Below are 20,089 nucleotides of genomic sequence, written 5' to 3' on the forward strand. Positions count from 1 at the left end.
GGGGCGACTACGCCAACCAATCGATTCGCATTTGCTTATCGTCTGGCGGCCGATAAGCATCCGGGCCGCCGCCGATGCGTAGAATGCCGGCATGAACCCCTGGATCGCAGTCCTGCCGATGTACAACGTGACGCCGCGCCATGCCGTGCTGTGGCGCGCACTGCTGCGCGACGCGCTCGATGCGTTCGCGAACGCGGGCGGGCCCGCCGACGTCGCGCTGCCCGACGCGCCGTTCGACGACCTGCAGGCGCTGTGGCGGCGCGATGACCTGCTGCTGTCGCAGACCTGCGGCTACCCGTACCGGATGCTCGGCTTGCGCGACGTCGTGCGATTGATTGCGACCCCGATTTTCGACGCGGACGGTTGCGACGGGGCATGCTACAGCAGCGTACTGGTCGTATCGGCGCGCGTGCATGCGGGCGGCGCGACGACGCTCGCCGCCTGCCGCGGGTTGCGGGCCGCCTTCAACGGCGCGGATTCACACAGCGGGATGAATGCATTCCGGCACGCGGTTGCGCCGCACGCGCACGACGGCCGGTTCTTCGGTTCGGTCACGCCGTTCGGTTCGCACCTGAACGTGCTGCGTGCGCTGGCGTCGGGAGAAGCCGATTGCGCGGCGATCGACTGCGTGACGTTCGCGTATGTGCGCGACGCGCTGCCCGATCTGCTGAAGGACATCCGGATCATCGGCACGACGGCGTCCGCGCCGGGCTTGCCGTTCGTCGCATCGCGGGCGGCGCTGGCGGATACGCAGGTGGGCGCGTTGCAGGAGGCGCTCGAGCGCGCGGCTGCCGCCGATGCGGAACGGGCGCGCGTGCTGAGGCTGAAGGGATTCGACCGGCTGTCGCCGGCCGACTACGACACGATTGCGCGGTTCGAGCAGGCCGCCGCGACGCACGGCTATCCCGAACTCGGGTGACGCACGGGGCGGCGCCCGGCGGTGCTGCGACCGCCCGCGCCGCGGCCCGCTTACTCCTCGTCCATCAACCGGACCTTGACCCGCTTGCCCTTGATCTTCCCCGCATTGAGCTTGCGCAGCGCGTCGCGCGCGACGCCGCGCTCGATCGCGACATAGGTCGAGAACTCGGTCACGTTGATCTTGCCGATCTGCTTGCCGTCGAATCCGGCGTCGCCGGTCAGCGCGCCGAGCACGTCGCCCGGGCGGATCTTGTCCTTGCGTCCGCCGAGGATCTGCAGCGTTTCCATCGGCGGCAGCAGCACGCTGTCGTCCGCCGGCTTCAGTTCAGCGAGCGGATGCCATTCGACCTCGCGCTTCTGCGCCTGTTCGATCGCGCCGACGCGGCCCATCTCGTCCATGCTCGCGAGGCTCAGCGCCCAGCCGTCCTGATCCGCGCGGCCGGTGCGGCCGATGCGGTGTACGTGCACTTCGGGGTCGGGCGTCACGTCGACGTTGATCACCGCTTCGAGCTGCGCGATGTCGAGCCCGCGCGCGGCGACGTCGGTCGCCACCAGCACCGAGCAGCTGCGGTTCGCGAACTGGATCAGCACCTGGTCGCGCTCGCGCTGGTCGAGTTCGCCGTGCAGCGCGAGCGCGTGGAAGCCTTGCGCGTGCAGCACGTCGAGCAGGTCGCGGCACTGCTGCTTGGTGTTGCAGAACGCGATCGTGCTCACCGGCCGATAGTGGTTCAGCAACTGGCCGACCGCATGCAGCCGCTCGTCCTCGGTCACTTCATAGAAGCGCTGGCGGATCTTGCTGTCGTCGTGGCGTTCCGCGAGCTTGATTTCCTTCGGATTACGCAGGAACTGCTGGCTCAGCTTTGCGATGCCGTCCGGATAGGTCGCGGAGAACAGCAGCGTCTGGCGCGTCGTCGGACACATCCGCGCGACCTTCGCGATGTCGTCGAAGAAGCCCATGTCGAGCATCCGGTCGGCTTCGTCGAGCACCAGCGTATTCAGCGCGTCGAGCTTCAGGTTGCCGCGATCGAGGTGATCCATGATGCGGCCCGGCGTGCCGACGACGATATGCGCGCCGTGCTCGAGACTTTGCGCCTGCGGGCGCATCGGCGTGCCGCCGCACAGCGTCAGCACCTTCACGTTCTCCTCGGCGCGCGCGAGGCGGCGCACTTCCTGCGCGACCTGGTCGGCCAGCTCGCGCGTCGGGCACAGGATCATCGCCTGCACGTCGAAACGGCGCGCATCGAGGCGCGCGAGCAGCGCGAGCGAGAACGCGGCGGTCTTGCCGCTGCCCGTCTTCGCCTGCGCGATCAGGTCCTGGCCGGCCAGCGCGATCGGCAGGCTCGCGGCCTGGATCGGCGTCATGTCGACATAGCCGAGCTGCGCGAGGTTCGCGAGCGTGGCGGGCGTCAGCGGCAGCGCGCTGAACGGCGTGGCGGTCGGTTGGGTCAAGACAGGTCTCCGAGGTAGGGGCGGCCTTCCATCTGCTCGTAGACGACGTTGCCTTCGTCGTCCTCGAAGCGTTCGAGATAGTTGCGGGCGCCGCACAGCGGGCAGCGGAACAGCAGCCCCTGGCCTTCGTCCTTGATGACGACGTCGGACTGCTCCCACTGCGTGCCGCAGCTCTGGTTTCGGCAGGTAAACACGGTCTTTCTCCAGCTGAATTCGGTTGATGGCGCGCCCGGGCGGGCGCGGCCACGGCGGGCGGCGCTCGCGCGGCTCGGGCGCGGGCCGCACCGGCGGTGGCTCGGGTTGGGTCGATGCGGATGATGGATCGGGCGGCGACGGCGTCGCGCGTGCCGCAATTCTAGCGGAAGCCGGTGCTTTCGCCCGGCGCGCACCAGGAAAAACGGCCGCCCCGGAGTGAACTGCACCCCAAAAGTTGGACTAGATCCAACCTTTGGGGTGTTTTTCATGACGAAGTACGACGAACGTTTTCGGCGTCGAGTGGTTCAGGCGTACCTGGCTGGAGAGGCCGGCACCAAGACACTTGCTCACCGTTACGGAGTGGGCAGGACGATGGTGCGACGTTGGGTGGCGAGCTATCGCGAGCATGGTGAACAGGGGCTGCGCAAGAAGCACAGCCACTACGACGCGCGATTCAAGTTGTCAGTCCTTCAGCGGATGCGGCGCGATGAGCTGTCGTATGCGCAGGTGGCAGCGCTATTCGGCATCCGCAATGAACGAAGCATCCCGATCTGGGAGCGTCTGTATCATGAGGGCGGTATAGATGCGTTGGCGCCTCGTCGCCGAGGGCGCCCCCCGAAAATGACCACCTCACCACCACCGAAATCCCTCGACGATACCGTGCAGAAAGAGCCGAGCCGCGAGGAACTGCTCAAGGAAATCGTGTATTTGCGCGCGGAGGTGGCATACCTAAAAAAGCTCGATGCGCTGCTGCAATCCAAGAAGCAGGCAGCGCCCAGGAAAAAGCGCAAATAGTGCGTGAGCTCAGGCAGTGTCATCCGGTAGCTGCGCTCCTGAAGGCGGCAGGCCTGGCGCGCAGCACGTTCTATTACCAGCTCAAGGCATTGGCTGCCGGCGATCGGTATGCGAATCTCAAAGCGAAGATCCAGACCGTATACGACCACCACAAGGGCCGTTACGGCTATCGGCGAATCACGGCGGCGATCCGGCAGACCGGAGATGCGATCAACCACAAGACCGTGCAACGGTTGATGGGACAGCTGCAATTGAAATCTCTGGTGCGCCCAAAGAGATATCGTTCCTGGCGAGGCGAAGTCGGCCGCGTTGCCCCGAATCTACTGCGGCGTCAGTTTGATGCTGAACGCCCGAATCAGAAGTGGGTGACCGACGTGACCGAATTCAATGTAGAGGGCCAAAAGCTCTATCTATCGCCGGTGATGGACTTGTACAACGGGGAGATCGTCGCTTACCAAATGGATGAGCGCCCGAGCTTCGAGTTGGTCAGCTGCATGTTGAAGAAGGCGTTGGCCAAGCTCGATGATGAAGGACGGCCGTTACTGCATTCGGATCAAGGCTGGCAGTATCAGATGCCCGCCTACCGTCGGCTGTTGAAGCAGCATGCGCTCACCCAGAGCATGTCGCGCAGAGGCAACTGCCTTGATAACGCAGCCATGGAGAGCTTCTTCGGCACGCTGAAATCCGAGTGCTATCGGCTGACGCGCTTTGCGAGCGTGGAGCAGTTGCGAGATGCGTTGAGCCGTTACATCCACTACTACAACCACGAACGCATCAAGCTGAAATTAAATGGGCTGAGTCCCGTGCAATACAGGACTCAGCCCTTGGCCGCTTAGATTTTAACCGTCCAACTTCGTGGGGTCAGTTCAGGAGGGCGGCCGTGTCGGGCGGCATCACGGTGCCGCATGGGTGCCGCGCGGCATCGGGCGCGTTACAGCGCCATGTCGGCCGATGCCTTCGCCGGGCGGGCCGGCGCGTTGCCGGTGGCCTGCGACGGCGCGCCGAGGTCGATCTTCGGCGGCGGCGACAGTTGCAGCACGTCGCTCGTGTACGTCCATTCCTCGACGACCTTCGCCGGGCTGTCGTTCAGCTTGGTGCCGTAGCTCGGCACGATCTGGTGGATCTTCTGCTGCCACTCGGGCGTCGCGACCTTGTCCTTGAACACCTTCTTCATCAGGTTCAGCATGATCGGCGCGGCGGTCGATGCGCCCGGCGACGCGCCGAGCAGGCCCGCGATGCTGCCGTCCTGCGACGCGACGATCTCGGTGCCGAGCTTCAGCACGCCGCCCTTGACCGGGTCGCGCTTGATGATCTGCACGCGCTGGCCGGCCTGCCACAGGCGCCAGTCTTCCTTCTTCGCGTTCGGGAAGTATTCCTTCAGCGCGTTGAAGCGGTCGTCGTCGGTCAGCATCAGCTGGCCGGCGAGGTACTGCACCAGCGGGAATTCGTCGACGCCCACGCGCATCATCGGCGCGACGTTGTGCAGGTTGGTGCTCTTCGCGAGGTCGAAGTACGAGCCGTTCTTCAGGAACTTGGTCGAGAACGTCGCGAACGGCCCGAACAGGATGATCTTCTTGCCGTCGATGATCCGCGTGTCGAGGTGCGGCACCGACATCGGCGGCGAGCCGACCGACGCCTTGCCGTACGCTTTCGCGAGGTGCTGCTTCACGACCTCGGGGTTGTCGGTCACGAGGAACGAGCCGCCGACCGGGAATGCGCCGTAGTCCTTCGCTTCGGGGATGCCCGAAGCCTGCAGCAGGTGCAGCGCACCGCCGCCCGCGCCGATGAACACGAATTTCGCGTCGACGGCTTGCGGCGGTTCATCCGAGTGCAGCTTGACCCACGACACGTGCCACGTGCCGTCGGCGTTGCGCGTGATCTCGCGCACTTCGCTCGACAGCGACAGCGTGAAGTTCGGCTGCGTCTTCAGGTAGCCGACGAACTGGCGCGTGATCTCGCCGAAGTTCACGTCGGTGCCGATCGGCGTCCACGTCGCGGCCACCTTCTGGTTGCGGTCGCGACCTTCCATCATCAGCGGCACCCACTGCTTGATCTGGTCGTAGTCTTCCGAATACTGCATCCCGCGGAACAGCGGGCTCGCCTGCAGCGCTTCGTAGCGCTTCTTCAGGAAGCGGACGTTGTCGTCGCCCCAGACGAAGCTCATGTGCGGCGTCGAGTTGATGAACGAGTGCGGGTTCTTCAGCACGCCCTGCTTCACCTGCCACGCCCAGAACTGGCGCGAGATCTGGAACGACTCGTTGATCTCGATCGCCTTCGAGATGTCGATCTTGCCGTCCGCCTTCTCCGGCGTGTAGTTCAGCTCGGCGAGCGCCGAGTGGCCGGTGCCGGCGTTGTTCCAGCCGTTCGAGCTTTCCAGCGCGACGCCGTCGAGACGCTCGACCATCGTCATCGACCAGTCGGGCTGGAGCTCGTGCAGCCAGACGCCGAGCGTCGCGCTCATGATGCCGCCGCCCACCAGCAGGACGTCGACTTTCTTCGTGTCGGCGGCGTGCGCGGACGATGTCGCGACGCACAGCGCGAGCGCCGACAGTATTACCCGTAACGTTTTGATCACAGCAGATCCCTTTTTCAACTTGGATGCATCGGTTTGCCATGCCGCCCGGCGCGCGGTTCCGTCGTGTCGAAACACGGGTCCGGAGATCCGGACCACGAGTCCGGAATTCCGGATCGACGCTGCACGCCGTTGCATTGGCGCACACGAAGCGATTCGGAAGGACACCTTCGGATCGGCTTCCCGCGAACAGGCAATGGCCTGCGTCGCGACGGTGCGCCACGCGCCCGGCCCGGGTGGCGGGCCTGAGCGGACGGCGCTTCAGGCTGCGTCGAAAGCGGCCGCGCGCGACACGTTTTGCGGGGGCGGGATGGCAAGGGGCGCGTAATATAACCGAACTCGGACAACGTGTCGCAGGCGACGAATATCCCTGTTTTCGTGGGGTTTTTTGCGCGTCCGGGTTTCCGGAATGACGGTGTGCGACGCGGGAAAATCGAGGGGGATCAACGGGGCGGAATGGACGGTCACGCAGGCCATGCAACAGACCGGAACGTCACCGGGTCGCGGCGTTGCACCGCGACCCGTTCACGGCTACATCAGTTCACTTCACTTCGCTCCGCCGCTCCGGCAGAACTGCTCATACGCCTGCGCCGAATTCGCGAACCCCTGCGCCTTCGCGAGTTCCCACGGACGCTCGCACTGCCGGGTTCGTTCGCACCATGCGTAGCCGGCCGAGCCGATGCAGCCGTGCGCGTCGCGATCGCCGCCGACCCGCGGCGGGGCCGCTTGCGCGGCAGTGTCGGCCGGCGCGGACGCATTGGCCGGCGTGGACGATGGCGCCGCACAGGCGCTCAATGCGAATGCGCAGGCGATCGCGGCGGCAAACGACGCGGCGGGTGAGTAACGTTTCATCGGGTAGCGCTCCATGGGATGACGATCGACAGCGGATGCCCGTGTGCGGGCGCCTGCAAAGCATGAACGGTCACGCGTCCGGCACCGGCACGCGCGACGAGAACTTCACCTCGCGCAACGCGAGGCTCGACTGGATCGACGACACGCCGGCCTGTTTCCGCAGCACGCGCTCGACGAATTCCGCATACGCGTCGAGATCGGCCGCGACGACCTGCAGGATGTAGTCGGCCGCGCCGGTGATCTTGTGGCACGACGTCACTTCGTCGTGACGCCGCATCACGTCCTCGAAGTGATCCGAATCCTGGCCCGAATGCATGTTGAACGTCACCTGCACGAACGCGAACACGTTCATGCCGAGCGCGCGCCGGTCGAGGTTCGCCTGATAGCCGGTGATCACGTGCTCGTCCTCGAGCCGCTTGCGGCGGCGCCAGCACGGCGTGACGCTGAGCGACAGCTTCTCGCCGAGCGTGGCGTTCGACAGCGCGCCGTCTTCCTGCAACAGGCGGAGCATCGCGCGGTCGACGCCGTCCAGTTCAACTGAAGCGCGATTTTTGCTCATATCCGGCATTCCGTAGACAGTTTTCTCAAAATTGTACGAAACGAAGCGCTGAAAAGCAAAGCTATTGCCGGGCGGCCTCAATAGACTGTTGCCAACCCCTTTCCCCGTCATCCCTGCAACGGTCAACCATGCTCACGGTCTACAGCAGCGATCACCACCTGCATCGCGGCGTCGAACTGAAGGACGGCGCGATCACCGAGTCGTTCGAACACCCCCTTCGCGCCGAAACGGTGCTCGCGCAGGTCCGCGCGGCCGGCCTCGGCGACGTGATCGCGCCGCGTGCGTTCGACCGGGCGAGCTATGCCGGCGCGCACAGCGCGCGCTACGTCGACTTCCTCGCCGGCGCATGGGACGAATGGACCGCGACCGGCCGCACCTGCCAGGCGCTGCCGCTCGTGTGGCCGGTGCGCGCGATGCCGGCGGCCGCGACGCCGCCCGGCTTCATCGACGGCAAGCTCGGCTTCTTCGCGATGGACGCCGGCGCGCCGATCAACGCCGGCACGTGGGACGCGGTGAGCGCGAGCGCGAACTCGGCGCTGACCGGCGCCGACCTGCTGTCGGGCGGCGGCGCGCGCGCCGCGTTCGCGCTGTGCCGCCCGCCCGGCCACCATGCGGGGCGCGAGTACATGGGCGGCTACTGCTACCTGAACAACGCGGCGATCGCCGCGCAGCACGGCATCGCGCGCGGCGCGGCGCGCGTCGCGGTGCTCGACGTCGATTTCCACCACGGCAACGGCACGCAGGACATCTTCTACGAGCGGTCGGACGTGCTGTTCGCGTCGCTGCATGGCGAACCGTCGGTGTCGTATCCGTACTTCTCCGGCTACGCGGACGAGCGCGGCGCGGGCGTCGGCGCGGGCTTCAACCTGAACCTGCCGCTGCCGAAGGGCACGCGGTGGGACACCTACTCGGCAGCGCTCGACCACGCCGCGGCGGCGATCGCGAAGCATGCGCCCGACCTGCTCGTCGTGTCGCTCGGCGTCGACACGTTCGAGCACGACCCGATCAGCCATTTCAAGCTGCGCTCGCCCGACTACCTGCGGATCGGCGAGACGCTCGCGCGCCTGAACCTGCCGACGCTGTTCGTGATGGAAGGCGGCTACATGGTCGACGAGATCGGCATCAACGCGGTGAACGTATTGCTGGGATTCGAAGGGCGTGCGTAAGCGCGGCACGACCTTCGGCGAATGACGGATCCGAACACGAACGAAGCGCGACAAGGAAGGAGACGAGCATGAATCGGCATCACAAGACGGTATTCGCCATCGCGGTTGCGCTGACGTGCGCGCTGCCTGCGGGGGCCGCGCAGGCGGACGACGTCGTGCGCATCGGGCACGTCGCGCCGCTGACCGGCGCGATCGCGCACCTCGGCAAGGACAGCGAGAACGGCGCACGGCTCGCGGTCGAGGAAATCAACGCGAAGGGGCTCGTGATCGGCGGCAGGAAGGTCACGCTGCAGCTCGACGCGCAGGATGACGCGGGCGATCCGCGCACCGCGACACAGGTTGCGCAGCGGCTCGTCGACGACAAGGTCGTCGGCGTCGTCGGCCATCACAACTCGGGCACGTCGATCCCGGCGTCGCGCGTGTATCGCGACGGCGGTGTCGTGCAGATCTCGCAGGCCGCGACCAACCCGACGTATACGCAGCAGGGCTTCAAGACGACCTATCGCGTCGTCGCGACCGACGCGCAGCAGGGGCCGGCGCTGGCGATGTATGCGGCGAAGAACATGGGGATCAGGACGGTCGCCGTGGTCGACGATTCGACCGCGTACGGGCAGGGCCTCGCGACCGAATTCGAGAAGGCCGCGAAGGCGGCCGGGATGAAGGTCGTGTCGCGCGACGCGACGAACGACAAGGCGATCGACTTCCGCGCGATCCTCACGAAGATCAAGGGCGCGAACCCCGACGCGATCATGTATGGCGGGATGGACGCGACGGGCGGGCCGCTCGCGAAGCAGGCGCGCCAGCTCGGCATGCGCGCGCAGATCCTGGCCGGCGACGGCGTGTGCTCGACCGATCTGCCGAAGCTCGCCGGGCCGGCGTCGGACAACGTCGTGTGTTCCGAGGCCGGCATCGCGCTCGAGAAGATGCCGGGCGGCGCGGCGTTCGCGAAACGCTACGAAGCGCGTTATCACCAGCCGATGCAGGTGTATGCGCCGTTCTCGTACGACGCGGTCTACATCATCGTCGACGCGATGAAGCGCGCGAATTCGACGGACCCGGCGAAGGTGCTGGCCGCGATGCCGGCCACCGACTATCGCGGCGTGATCGGTGAAACGAGCTTCACGCCGCAGGGCGACCTGAAGCACGGCGCGATCTCGGTGTTTACGTACAAGAGCGGCAGGAAGGCGCTGCTCGACATCGTCCGGATGTAACGCCGCGGCCGGGGCGCGCCGCGCCCCGTTGCGTCACGAGACCCGCACGCGCGCCTCGTCCGCGCGGCGCGCCGCATCGTGCACGATGTGCAGCTCCCGCGTGCGGATCGGCAGCGCGCAATCCGCGTCGGCGAGCGTCTTGCGCACCTGGCGCGCGAGACGCCAGCGCATCGCCCAGAACTGGTCGGTATGCGTCCACACGCGCATGTTCGCGACGGCCGTGCTGTCGTCGAAGCGCATCACCATCACGTCCGGCGCGGGATCCTGCAGCACGTCGGGATCGGCCACGGCCAGCGCACGCAGCGCAGCGAGCGCGCGATCGATATCGTCATGCACGGACACTTCCACTTCGAGATCGAGGCGGCGCGTCGGGTTGCGCGTGTAGTTGCGGATCGAGCTGCCCCACAGCGCGCTGTTCGGCACGTACTCGCAGATGCCGTCCGGCTTCGTCAGGCGCGTCATGAAGAGCCCGACCTCTTCGACGGTGCCCGCGACGCCCGTGCCGCCGTCGATATAGTCGCCGACCTTGAACGGCCGCAGCAGCAGAAGCATGATGCCGGCCGCGATGTTCTGCATCGTGCCCTGCAGCGCGAGCCCGATGGCCAGGCCGGCCGCGCCGAGCACCGCGACGATGCTCGCGGTTTCGATGCCGAGCTGCGACAGCGCGCCGACGATCGCGACGATGCGGATGCCCCACACCGCGACGTCGCAGAGGATCGGCCGCAGCGTGTCGTCGACGCGCTCCTTGTTCGAGAGCAGGCGGTTCAGCCAGTTGCCGATGCGTTTCGACAGCCACCAGCCGGCGACGAGCAGCGCCAGGCCGGCGGACAGCTTGAGGGAGAAGGTGGACAACGCGTTCCACAGGAACGTCCAGCGTTCCGGATGAAGTTGATCGAGAAACATGACGGGATTCCGGTGTTGAAGACACAGTGAGCGGCGCGTGTCGCGCGCCGGCAGCCCTCGACTGTACACGGCGCCGCCGGTTTCGCGCGAATGCGCGGCGTGCCGGCTGCGCTGATTTAGTACGAGTATTAAGCGGCTTTTTGAACAAATAAGACAAGTCCTATTCAGCCGTTTCGACCACGCCGATACACTCGCTGTCGAGTAGCCGGATCGCGACGATCGTTCCTCCGCGATGTCCGGTTTTTTTCCCGATTTTCATTGAATAGCGAGTGACGACGTCATGCGGTCAGACCTGCGTTTCCGTGTCGCACGCGAGCAAGGTCGACCCGCGTCACACGGCGTTCACCGTTTTCCGATCGGTCGCGCGTTCCTGCGCGGCATCGTCGCGGCGGCCTGCGTGGCCGGCGCACAGGGCGCGGCAGCGCAGGCGTTTCGCGACGCCGCGCCGGCCGCGCCCGCGACGGCGGAAACCATCGATCTTGGCGACGTGCCTTTCTTCAATTCCGCGCGCACGACGTGGGGCGGCCTGCGTGCATCGTCCGCCGCGCCGCTCGACGTCGCCTATGCGTCGCATGCGTGGAACGTGTCGGCGGGCACCGGGCGCGACGATCCGGTGGCGCGCTTCGGCGCCTGTGTCGCGTATCGCGTGCTGTGCGATACCGCGCGCGGTGCGGTCGAACGCGGCTATGCGGCGCGGTTCGATTACGGGCTGGCATCGGCGTTGCCAGCGACGGGTGCGCAGCCGGCGTTCGCGCACGGTCCGGTCGATCTGGCCTCCGCCGAGCCGTTCACGCTCGCGCAGCCGGATCGCGGCACGCGCGCCGGTGCGATCGTCGGCAGCCTGCACGCGTCGCTGGCGCGCGCCGATCTGCCGGCCGGCGTCGCCGCGCAGATCGTCCGCATGCTGGCCGGGCGCGTCGATCCGAAGCAGCGCGGCGCGCAGGGCGACACTTTCCGCGTGGCATTCGAGCCTGACCACGACGCCACGCGGCCGGGCCGCGTACGCGTGACGGCGCTCGACGTCCGCTTTCGCGGGCAGCAGGTCGCGGCCGTGTGGTTCGCCGCGCAGGCCGGCTCGCCGGGCGCCTATTACGACCTCGACGGCTTGCCGCTCGGCGGCGCACGCTTCGCGATGCCGGTCGCCGCGACGCGCATCAGCTCGCCGTTCGGCGCGCGTGTGCATCCGGTGAGCGGCGCGCGTCACGTGCATTCGGGCGTCGATCTCGCGGCGCCGGCGGGCCGCGCGGTGCATGCGTCGGAGCGCGGCGTCGTGACGTTCATCGGCACCGAGCCGCGCGGCTATGGCAAGTACGTGGTGATTCGCCATGACGGCGGTTACGCGTCGTACTACGCGCACCTGTCGGCGTTCGAGCCGACGTTGCGAACCGGCGCGCGCGTCATGCGCGGTCAACGCGTCGGCGCGGTCGGCAGCACGGGAACGGCGACCGGCCCCCATCTGCACTTCGAGGTGCGCCGGCATGCGCGTCTCGTCGATCCGATCGAACTCGTGCACGCAGCCCGAGCAGCGAAACTGAAGGGCGCGCAGCGCGTGGCGTTCAACCGCGTGGCGCGTGATGCGCGCGTGCAGCTCGCGGCGGCTACGTGGGCGCAACCCGTGGCGATGTCCGCGCCTTCGGCGCCGCATGCCGGCTGATTGCCGGCCATCTCGATGACGCCGGGCCGGTATCGCTGGATGGGGCGATACCGGCATGCACGGTTCCATCGTTGTCGCATTCGAGCGCGTGTGACGGCACCGTCCCGCCGGACTGGTCCTACATGCGGCCTGCGATTTCAGCCTGGTCTGATGGCTCCGCTGTTACCCCGTCGCTAAGATTTTCGTATGCAATGCGCGTAGCGACTGCCGCAGTCGCCGTCGCTGCCCGCGTTCGTACCTCAATCGATTCGATCGTGGGCACCCGATGGCGCCCGTGAGCGCGGTCACGCGTCTCATGCATCGACGGCCGCGTTACGCGAAACACGGCGCGGCACGCACGACGACACAACGGGATGAAAAACCATCTATGTCAAAACTGGATTTCACGTCGAAACGCACGTGGGGGGCGCTGGCGGCGATTGCCGCCGTGGCCGGCGCACTGACGTCGACCCTTGCGTGGACGGCCGGCTGGATCGGCTCGCGCACCACCAGCGTATCGCTGGTGTCGGAAACCCCGCAGCCGTTTCCGCCAGGCTTTCGCCGCGCGCACGGCAAGGGCGTCTGCTTCGCCGGCACCTTCCGTCCCGACCGCGCGGCGGTGCCGTTGTCGACCGCGCGGGTGTTCACGCAGGCGGATATCCCGGTCGTCGGTCGGCTCTCGATCGGCACCGGCAGCCCGTACGCGGCGGACAGCTCCACGACGACGCTGAGCATGGCTCTGCTGCTGACGACCGATGACAAGCAGCAATGGCGCATGGCGATGAACAACCAGCCGTACTTCGCGACACACGAACCGGAGGGCTTTCTGGCCATGCAGCAGGCGACCGCGCCCGATCCGGCCACCGGCCAACCCGACCCGGCGCGGCTCTCCGCGTTTCTGAAAGCGTACCCGGAGGCGGAGAAGTTCATGAAATGGGCGGCGCAGGAACCGGCTCCGGGCAGTTTCGCGGGCGCGACGTTCTACAGCGTCAATGCGTTCTATCTCGTGGGCGCCGACGGGCACCGGCAGCCGGTGCGCTGGATGATGCGCCCGCATGATCCGTTCATGCCGATGAGCGACGCACAGCGGCAGAAGGCCGACCACGACTTCCTGTTCGAAGGCGTGCGCGAGCGGCTCGCGCGAAAGCCGCTCTATTGGGATTACGTGCTGCAACTGGCGCAGCCGGGCGATCCGGTCGACGATGCGTCGCAGCCGTGGCCGGCCGATCGCAAGCAGCTCGTCGCCGGCACGCTGGAAATGACGCGCGTCGTCGAACAGGCCGAGGGCGCGTGCCGCGACATCAACTTCGATCCGTCGATCGTGCCCGCGGGCGTCGAGGTGTCGAACGATCCGATCCTGAACGCGCGTTCGGGCGCGTACGCGCATTCGTTCAATCGCCGCGAACGCGAAATCGGCTACGGCAAGGCGACCGAGGCGGTCGGCAAGCAGGAGGTCAAATGAATACGCGGAAGATCACGAGCGGCGATGCACCCCGCCATTTCAACGCGCTGGCGCGCGGTCTGCACTGGCTGATGGCCGCAATGATCCTGGCCATGCTGTTCATCGGCGCCGGCATGATGACGTCGTTGCATCACCGGATCTGGCTGATCGACCTGCATCGGCCGCTGGGTATCGCGATCCTCGTGCTGGCGCTGCTGCGCGTCGCGAACCGGTTGCGCAGCCGGCCGCCGGCGTTGCCGCGAAGCTTGCCGCATTGGCAGGTGCTCGCAGCGAAAGCGTCGCACTGGGCACTGTATGCGTTGATGCTGGCATTGCCGCTGATCGGCTGGGCCTTGTTGTCGGCGGGCGGGTTCCCGATCGTGCTGTTCAAGGGCGTCAACCTGCCTGCGATCGTACCGGCCAGTCCGACGCTCTTTGCGTGGTTGCGCGATGCGCATGGTCTATTGGCGCGACTGCTGTTCGTCGTCGTGCTGGCCCATCTGTCGGCCGCTCTGGTTCATGCGTGGATTTACCGGGACGGCGTTTTCTCCAGCATGGCGCGAGGTGGACGGCCGCGCGGCTAGGCCGCCGCGTCGTTCGATCATCGTCTGGGCCCAGCGTCGGTTCTGGCGGCCATCGTCAAGCGGTCCGAAATATGGGCTGCCCCGGATCGTCGATCGCATAGACCAGAACCGCTGGCCGCGCAGTCGTCCGAAAGCGGGCGTCATTGCATCGTGCAAAGCAACATGGCCGAATCGTCCATGCTGCTTTGCACGGTCATTCGATGGCGGTATTGCGTCATCTTTTCCGATTCGCCCGAATCTCGTCGTCCCGGCTTTCAGGGGTGACGCGACAACCGGAAAATTAAACCGGCTTCGCTTGGGTGATGGCCGTCGCGCAACGTTTTCTGCGGCGCAGCAACACAGCCGTTTTCTTTATTTCCCGCTCCAAAACAAATCGCCGCGTGATTACCGATATCACCCCATCGCATCTTGCGATTATTTCAAGACAGGTGATATAACCCGTTTCACGCACCGATTTGCAGCAATAACGTCACCAATAAATGCGAGCGGAAAAATGAAAAGAAAGGCGCGGAACCTGGGTTTGGGTGGAATGGCGATCCTGACCGGCGCGGTGCCGGTCAGTGCGTATGCGGCGTGCTCGGCCACCGCGCCGGGCAGCGGCACGACGGTGACGTGTACCGGCGCGAATGCGCCGTCGGTCGTGGCCGCGGCCGGCAGCACCGGCGTGACGATCAACCTCGATTCGACCGTGACGGGCAGCTACGTGCTGACGTCCACGCCGACGCCGTTCTCGGTCGATACGTCGAGCACGATCACCAACAACGGCAGCCTGTCGATGTCCGGCAACGGCACGGGCGTCGCGAACCGCGGCGCGGTGCTGCTCGGCGCGAACAACGGCAACACGCTCACCAATGCGGCGACCGGCGTGATCGCGACGTCGGGCACCTACAACGACGGGATGGCCGCGAACGGCAACAACAACACGCTCGTCAACAACGGCACGATCACGACCAGCGGCAACAATTCGTACGGGATGACGGCCGCGTGGGGGCAGAGCAATCCCGGCGCGTCGGGCAACCAGATCGTCAACACGGGCACCGTGACGACATCCGGCAACAACGCGCGCGCGGCGTCGCTGCTCGGCGGCAACGGGACGATCACCAACGGCGGCACGCTGACGTCGAACGGCCGCGATGCGCCGGCCGTTTACATGCAGGGCAACAACGACACGCTGGTCAACAGCGGCACGATTCAGACCACCGGCACCGCGACGAGCGGCGGCAGCGTCGACGCGGTCGTATCGAACACGCTCGGCAGCTCGTTCACCGCGACCATCACGAATCAGGCCGGCGGCAGGATCATCAGCAACAACGGGATCGGCGTACGCTCGACCAACGGCGCGACGACGATCACCAACGCGGGGCTGATCCAGGGTGGCGGCGGCACCGCGATCCAGGGCGGCAACGGCAACGTGACGCTGATCCTGCAGACCGGCTCGCAGATTGTCGGCACGGCCAACGGCGGCGCGGGCACCAACACCGTGACGTTGCAGGGCACCGGCACCGCGTCGAATGCGTTCACGAATTTCCAGAGCCTGACGATGGCCGGCACCGACTGGACGTGGGCCGGCACCGGCACGTTCTCGACCGCGCTGGTGCAGAGCGGCACGCTGAACCTCACCGGCACGCTCGGCACGACGACGGCATCGGTCGTCGCGACCGTCAACGCGGGCGCGACGCTGCAGGCGAATGCGTCGAACCTGCCGCTGTCCGTCACCGACAACGGGCTCGTGCGCTTCCAGCAGGACAGTGCCGGCACGTACACGGGTACGATCGGCGGGTCGGGCGCGGTGGAGAAAACCGGCGCGGGCACGTTGACCGTCGCGCCTTCCTCCGCAGGCGGCAACCCGTATTCGGGTGGCACGACGATCACGCAGGGCACGCTGTCGGTCGCGGCCGACAACGCGCTCGGCGCTTCGTCGGGATCGCTGACTTTCAACGGTGGCACGCTACAACTCGGCAGCGCGTTCGATCTCGCGTCGAGCCGCGCGGTGTCGATCACGTCGAACAACGGCACGATCGATACGCAGGGCTTCGATTCCGCGATCGCGCAGAACGTCACCGGCGCGGGCGGGCTCACCAAACTCGGGGCCGGCACGCTGACCATGAACGGCGCGAACACCTATGCCGGCGGCACGGCGCTGAATGCCGGCACGCTCGTCGTCGGTGACGCCGCGCATGCGTCCGCCGCGCTGGGCGGCGGCGGGCCGGTGGCGGTGGCAGCAGGCGCCACACTCGGCGGCTATGGCAGCGTGACGGGCAACGTGACGAACAACGGCACGATTTCGGTCGCGAATGCACTCGCCAGCCTCGCCAGCGGCGCGACCGGCGATTTCCGGATCAACGGCAACCTGACCAACGCGGGGCGCGTGCAGCTCGGTGGTAGCGGCGTGGGCAACACGCTGACGGTCGCGGGCAACTACGTCGGCCAGAATGCGACGCTCGCGCTGAACACGACGCTTGCCGGCGATGGCGCGCCGTCGGACAAGCTGGTCGTCAGCGGCGGCACGGCGAGCGGCTCGAGCACGCTGAAGGTGACGAACGTCGGCGGCGCAGGTGCGCAGACGACGGGCGACGGCATCCAGGTCGTGCAGGCGGCGAATGGCGCGACGACGAGTGCGGGTGCGTTCGCGCTGTCCGGCGGGACGGTCAGCGCGGGCGCATACACGTACTTCCTCGCGAAGGGCGGCGAGTCGACTGGCACTGGCGACAACTGGTATCTGCGCAACACGGTGCCGCCGAAACCGCAGCCGCCCGTCGTCGAGCCCGGCCAGCCGACGCCGCCGGCCGAGCCGCCGGTGATCGCCGCCGAAGGCACGCCCGAATCGATCGTCGGAGCGGTCGATCATGCGGGCATCGGCGGCAATCCGGAGCCGATCTATCGTCCCGAAGTGCCGCTATACGCGGAAGCGCCGGCCGTCGCGCGTCAACTGGGCCTGCTGCAGATCGACACGTTCCACGATCGTCAGGGCGAACAAGGGCTGCTCGCCGAAAACGGGTCGGTGCCCGCGTCGTGGGCCCGCGTGTGGGGCGGCAACAGCAACATCAGACAGAAAGGCGACGCGACACCGTCGTTCGACGGCACGGTGTGGGGGATGCAGGTCGGGCAGGATCTCTACGCCGATACGACCGCCAGTGGCCATCGCAATCACTACGGTTTCTTCCTCGGCTTCTCGCGCGCGGTCGGCGATGTGAACGGCTTCGCGCTCGCGCAGCCGGACCTGGGCGTCGGCTCGCTGCAGGTCAATGCATACGACCTCGGCGGCTACTGGACGCATATCGGCCCGGGCGGCTGGTACACGGACGCGGTGCTGATGGCCAGCGCGCTGACGGTGCGCACGCATTCGAACGACAACGTGAACGGCTCGACGAACGGCAACGCATTGACGGGCTCCGTCGAAGCCGGATTGCCGATCGCGCTCGGCAACGGGCTGACGCTCGAGCCGCAGGCGCAACTCGTGTGGCAATGGCTGTCGCTCGATCGCTTCAACGACGGGGTGTCGAGCATCGGATGGAACAACGGCAATACGTTCGTCGGCCGGATCGGCGCGCGGCTGCAATACGCGTTCGATGCGAACGGCGTGAGCTGGAAGCCGTATCTGCGTGCGAACGTGCTGCGCTCGTTCGGCGCGGACGACAAGACGACGTTCGGCGGTTCGACGACCATCGGCACGCAGGTCGGGCAGACGGCCGGCCAGATCGGCGCGGGGCTCGTCGCGCAACTGACGAAGCGCGGCAGCGTATATGCGACGGTCAGCTACCTGACCAACTTCGGCGGCGAGCACCAGCGCACGATCACCGGGAATGCGGGCGTGCGGTGGGCGTGGTGATGTGACGGCGAAGACCCCGGGGGCGATCGGCCGTGGCGCGCATCGTCACGGCCGGTCGTGTTCTTGTGACCCGGGCGGGTTCGCGACCGGCCGACGCACACCGGCCAGTCGCCACGCCGGGCGGCGTGGCGACGCTCGTCGGGCTAGCGTGCGTCAACCCAGCGGCCAGTTCAGGATCGCGATGCCGTCGTTGTAGTCGCCATCGCCGCCATCTTCCGATCCGACCAGCCCGAAGTAGGTCTTCTTGAAGATGTCGACCTGACGCGAGCCGATCTTCGACGGCTTGCCGTTCGCCGTCACGACCACGCGCACCTTCCCCTTGCCCGAGTTCACGATCTGCGTGTTCAGGTTCGCGTCCTGCGTGCCGGCGCCCTGGAACGTCGCGGCCGGTTTCGGGTTGTCGTCGACGAACACCTCGATCGTCTGCGGTGCGGACGAATTGACCAGTGCGGTCACGCCGAATGCGATGTTCGGCGGCAGATTGAAGATGCCGTCGCGTTCGCCGCCGCCGGTCGGCACGGGCGCGGGCTGCACGGGTTGCGGTGTCGCTTTCGAGAAGTAATTGACCACCGCGCCGACGCCGAACTTCGCCGCGGCACCGGGCAACACGCCCGGCGCGCCGGCCCACGTCACCGTGCAGGCAACGACCTCGCCTGCCGCATCGGTTTTCACCTTGTTCTGCCAGCTGCCGACGTCGAAGCTGTACGGGATCGTCGCGATATCGACGAACACGTCGTATTGCGGCAGTTTCTCGACGAGCTGCGCGGTCATGAACTGGCGCATCCGGTCGAGCACGGCCTGATCGCCGTTGGCCTGCACGGCAGTGGCGTCGTTGCCCGCGAGTTGCAGCAGCGCGTAAAGGTCGTCGTGGGTAAAGGGTTGTGACATGTCGTCCTCGTCTGAATGGAAGGTTCCGCATCGCATGACCGGCGAACGGATTTCACCGGACCGCGCGCGGTGTACAGCAGTGGGACTGCAAATGACTGCTCGAACGATGCGCAACGCATGGTGGGCCCCGTCGCCATTGCGATGGTTAGTGATGGCCGTCGATCAACCCAGCGGCCAGTTCAGGAACACGATGCCGTCGTTGTAATCGTCGTCGGCGCCGTCTTCCGAGCCGACGATCCCGAAGTACGACTTCTTGAAAATGTCGACCTGCCGCGAGCCGAGCCGCGACGGCCTGCCGTTCGCCATCACGATCACGCGCACGCGTCCGTTGCCGGAATCGAGCACTTTCGTGCCGAGGTTCTGGTCCTGGGCGCCGGCGCCCTTGAACGTCGCGGCCGGCTTCGGGTCGTCGCCGATGTAGATGTCGATCGTCTGGTCGTTCGCCGCGTGGGTGAGCGCGGTCACGCCGAACTTGATGTGCGGCGGGAGATTGAACGTACCGTCGCGTTCGCCGCCGCCGCCGATGTTGCCGGCCCCGGTGCCGCCGGTTTCGGCACCCTGATTGCCGTCGCCTTGCGACGACGACAGCGCGGCCGTGCCCCCGATCGCGGACAGGCTCGCGTACGAATCGATGTGCATCGCGCTGCCGCGCACGCTTTTCCACTGGCCCTTCACGAACGTGACGCCGCTGCCGACGTCGATCGTCGCGACGAGCGTGAACGGCATGCGGCCGGTGCTTTCGGGCACTTTCGACGAATACGTGAAACAGCCGTCCGCGATGACGCCCTGGTTCGTCGCGATCGCGAAATAGATGCCGGGGAAGTTGTTGCCGGTCGCATAAGGCGTCGGCACGTTGAGGATGACTTGCAGTTTGCCGTCGCGAATCCCGGCCTTCGCGACGTCGAGGTAGAGGCCGGGGATGTCGACGTAAGTCTCCGACGTCACGGCGGGGGCGCTGACGATCGAAGCCGAAAGGAGGGGCATGGGAGTCTCCGGAGGGAGGGCGGGGCCGGTCGGGGGCGAGGCGCCGCCGTACCGGGCGCAAACCGCCGGCAGGCGCGGACGCGGCGCGGCCGGCGGCGGTCGGTCGTCGA

16 protein-coding genes are annotated in these 20,089 nt (G+C 66.8%); 8 read left to right on the forward strand and 8 right to left on the reverse strand.

Annotated features, from left to right (window positions below):
* Positions 1-91 precede the first annotated feature (91 nt).
* Positions 92-919, forward strand: a complete 828-nt coding sequence (locus KU887_RS26755; RefSeq protein WP_258256066.1) for a phosphate/phosphite/phosphonate ABC transporter substrate-binding protein — start codon at positions 92-94, stop codon at positions 917-919.
* A 50-nt stretch (positions 920-969) separates the two neighbouring features.
* Here the strand turns inward: KU887_RS26755 and dbpA are convergent, their stop codons facing one another.
* Both dbpA and KU887_RS26765 read right to left on the reverse strand, forming a co-directional pair.
* A complete protein-coding gene (gene dbpA, locus KU887_RS26760; RefSeq protein WP_006483214.1) occupies positions 970-2,367 on the reverse strand; it encodes an ATP-dependent RNA helicase DbpA in 1,398 nt (465 codons plus the stop codon).
* Positions 2,364-2,561 carry a hypothetical protein gene (locus tag KU887_RS26765; RefSeq protein WP_006483193.1) on the reverse strand — a complete coding sequence of 66 codons (198 nt, stop codon included), beginning with the start codon at positions 2,559-2,561 and terminating at the stop codon, positions 2,364-2,366. Before KU887_RS26765 ends, dbpA begins: the two co-directional genes overlap by 4 nt.
* A 268-nt stretch (positions 2,562-2,829) precedes the next feature.
* Here KU887_RS26765 and KU887_RS26770 point away from each other — a divergent pair.
* A protein-coding gene (locus tag KU887_RS26770) for an IS3-like element ISBcen10 family transposase (RefSeq protein ID WP_258250486.1) occupies positions 2,830-4,193 on the forward strand; the annotation gives its coding sequence in 2 pieces (ribosomal slippage) (positions 2,830-3,292 and positions 3,292-4,193; 1,365 coding nt in all).
* A 95-nt stretch (positions 4,194-4,288) separates the two neighbouring features.
* Here KU887_RS26770 and mqo read toward each other — a convergent pair.
* The 3 genes from mqo to KU887_RS26785 all read right to left on the reverse strand — a co-directional run bounded on the left by mqo (position 4,289) and on the right by KU887_RS26785 (position 7,340).
* Entirely contained in the window at positions 4,289-5,932 is a 1,644-nt protein-coding gene (gene mqo, locus KU887_RS26775) for a malate dehydrogenase (quinone) (protein ID WP_375167903.1), read from the reverse strand.
* A 543-nt stretch (positions 5,933-6,475) separates the two neighbouring features.
* Positions 6,476-6,781: a hypothetical protein gene (locus KU887_RS26780; protein ID WP_077021448.1), complete on the reverse strand. Its 306-nt coding sequence runs from the start codon at positions 6,779-6,781 to the stop codon at positions 6,476-6,478.
* Between the two features lie 70 nt (positions 6,782-6,851).
* Entirely contained in the window at positions 6,852-7,340 is a 489-nt protein-coding gene (locus KU887_RS26785) for an Lrp/AsnC family transcriptional regulator (RefSeq protein ID WP_006483264.1), read from the reverse strand.
* Positions 7,341-7,468: 128 nt separating this feature from the next.
* On the opposite strand from KU887_RS26785, the gene KU887_RS26790 reads away from it, so the two are divergent.
* Both KU887_RS26790 and KU887_RS26795 read left to right on the forward strand, forming a co-directional pair.
* The gene (locus KU887_RS26790) at positions 7,469-8,506 is read left to right on the forward strand and encodes a histone deacetylase family protein (RefSeq protein ID WP_006493206.1); all 1,038 of its coding nucleotides are present in this window, start codon (positions 7,469-7,471) and stop codon (positions 8,504-8,506) included.
* Between the two features lie 68 nt (positions 8,507-8,574).
* Positions 8,575-9,717 (forward strand): branched-chain amino acid ABC transporter substrate-binding protein, encoded by a 1,143-nt coding sequence (locus KU887_RS26795; RefSeq protein ID WP_258256070.1) that lies wholly within the window; start codon positions 8,575-8,577, stop codon positions 9,715-9,717.
* 33 nt (positions 9,718-9,750) lie between these two features.
* Here the strand turns inward: KU887_RS26795 and KU887_RS26800 are convergent, their stop codons facing one another.
* The gene (locus KU887_RS26800; RefSeq protein ID WP_060264286.1) at positions 9,751-10,620 is read right to left on the reverse strand and encodes a mechanosensitive ion channel family protein; all 870 of its coding nucleotides are present in this window, start codon (positions 10,618-10,620) and stop codon (positions 9,751-9,753) included.
* A 280-nt stretch (positions 10,621-10,900) separates the two neighbouring features.
* Here KU887_RS26800 and KU887_RS26805 point away from each other — a divergent pair, with 280 nt between their 5' ends.
* The 4 genes from KU887_RS26805 (at position 10,901) to KU887_RS26820 (ending at position 18,107) form a co-directional block, all read left to right on the forward strand.
* Complete coding sequence (locus KU887_RS26805) at positions 10,901-12,274, forward strand: M23 family metallopeptidase (protein ID WP_212266664.1); 1,374 nt, start codon at positions 10,901-10,903, stop codon at positions 12,272-12,274.
* 274 nt (positions 12,275-12,548) lie between these two features.
* Entirely contained in the window at positions 12,549-13,715 is a 1,167-nt protein-coding gene (locus tag KU887_RS26810; protein WP_258256073.1) for a catalase family peroxidase, read from the forward strand.
* Positions 13,712-14,278 carry a cytochrome b gene (locus KU887_RS26815; protein ID WP_112750893.1) on the forward strand — a complete coding sequence of 189 codons (567 nt, stop codon included), beginning with the start codon at positions 13,712-13,714 and terminating at the stop codon, positions 14,276-14,278. The genes KU887_RS26810 and KU887_RS26815 overlap by 4 nt, the downstream gene beginning before the upstream one ends.
* Positions 14,279-14,807: 529 nt before the next feature.
* Positions 14,808-18,107 carry an autotransporter outer membrane beta-barrel domain-containing protein gene (locus KU887_RS26820; RefSeq protein WP_258256074.1) on the forward strand — a complete coding sequence of 1,100 codons (3,300 nt, stop codon included), beginning with the start codon at positions 14,808-14,810 and terminating at the stop codon, positions 18,105-18,107.
* Positions 18,108-18,260: 153 nt separating this feature from the next.
* Here the strand turns inward: KU887_RS26820 and KU887_RS26825 are convergent, their stop codons facing one another.
* Together KU887_RS26825 and KU887_RS26830 are read right to left on the reverse strand one after the other, a co-directional pair.
* Positions 18,261-18,995, reverse strand: a complete 735-nt coding sequence (locus tag KU887_RS26825; protein WP_258256075.1) for a fucose-binding lectin II — start codon at positions 18,993-18,995, stop codon at positions 18,261-18,263.
* Between the two features lie 162 nt (positions 18,996-19,157).
* Entirely contained in the window at positions 19,158-19,979 is an 822-nt protein-coding gene (locus tag KU887_RS26830) for a fucose-binding lectin II (RefSeq protein WP_258256076.1), read from the reverse strand.
* Positions 19,980-20,089 lie beyond the last annotated feature (110 nt).

The organism is Burkholderia sp. EMB26 (genome assembly GCF_024730645.1).
GTDB classification, from domain to species: Bacteria; Pseudomonadota; Gammaproteobacteria; order Burkholderiales; family Burkholderiaceae; genus Burkholderia; species Burkholderia cenocepacia.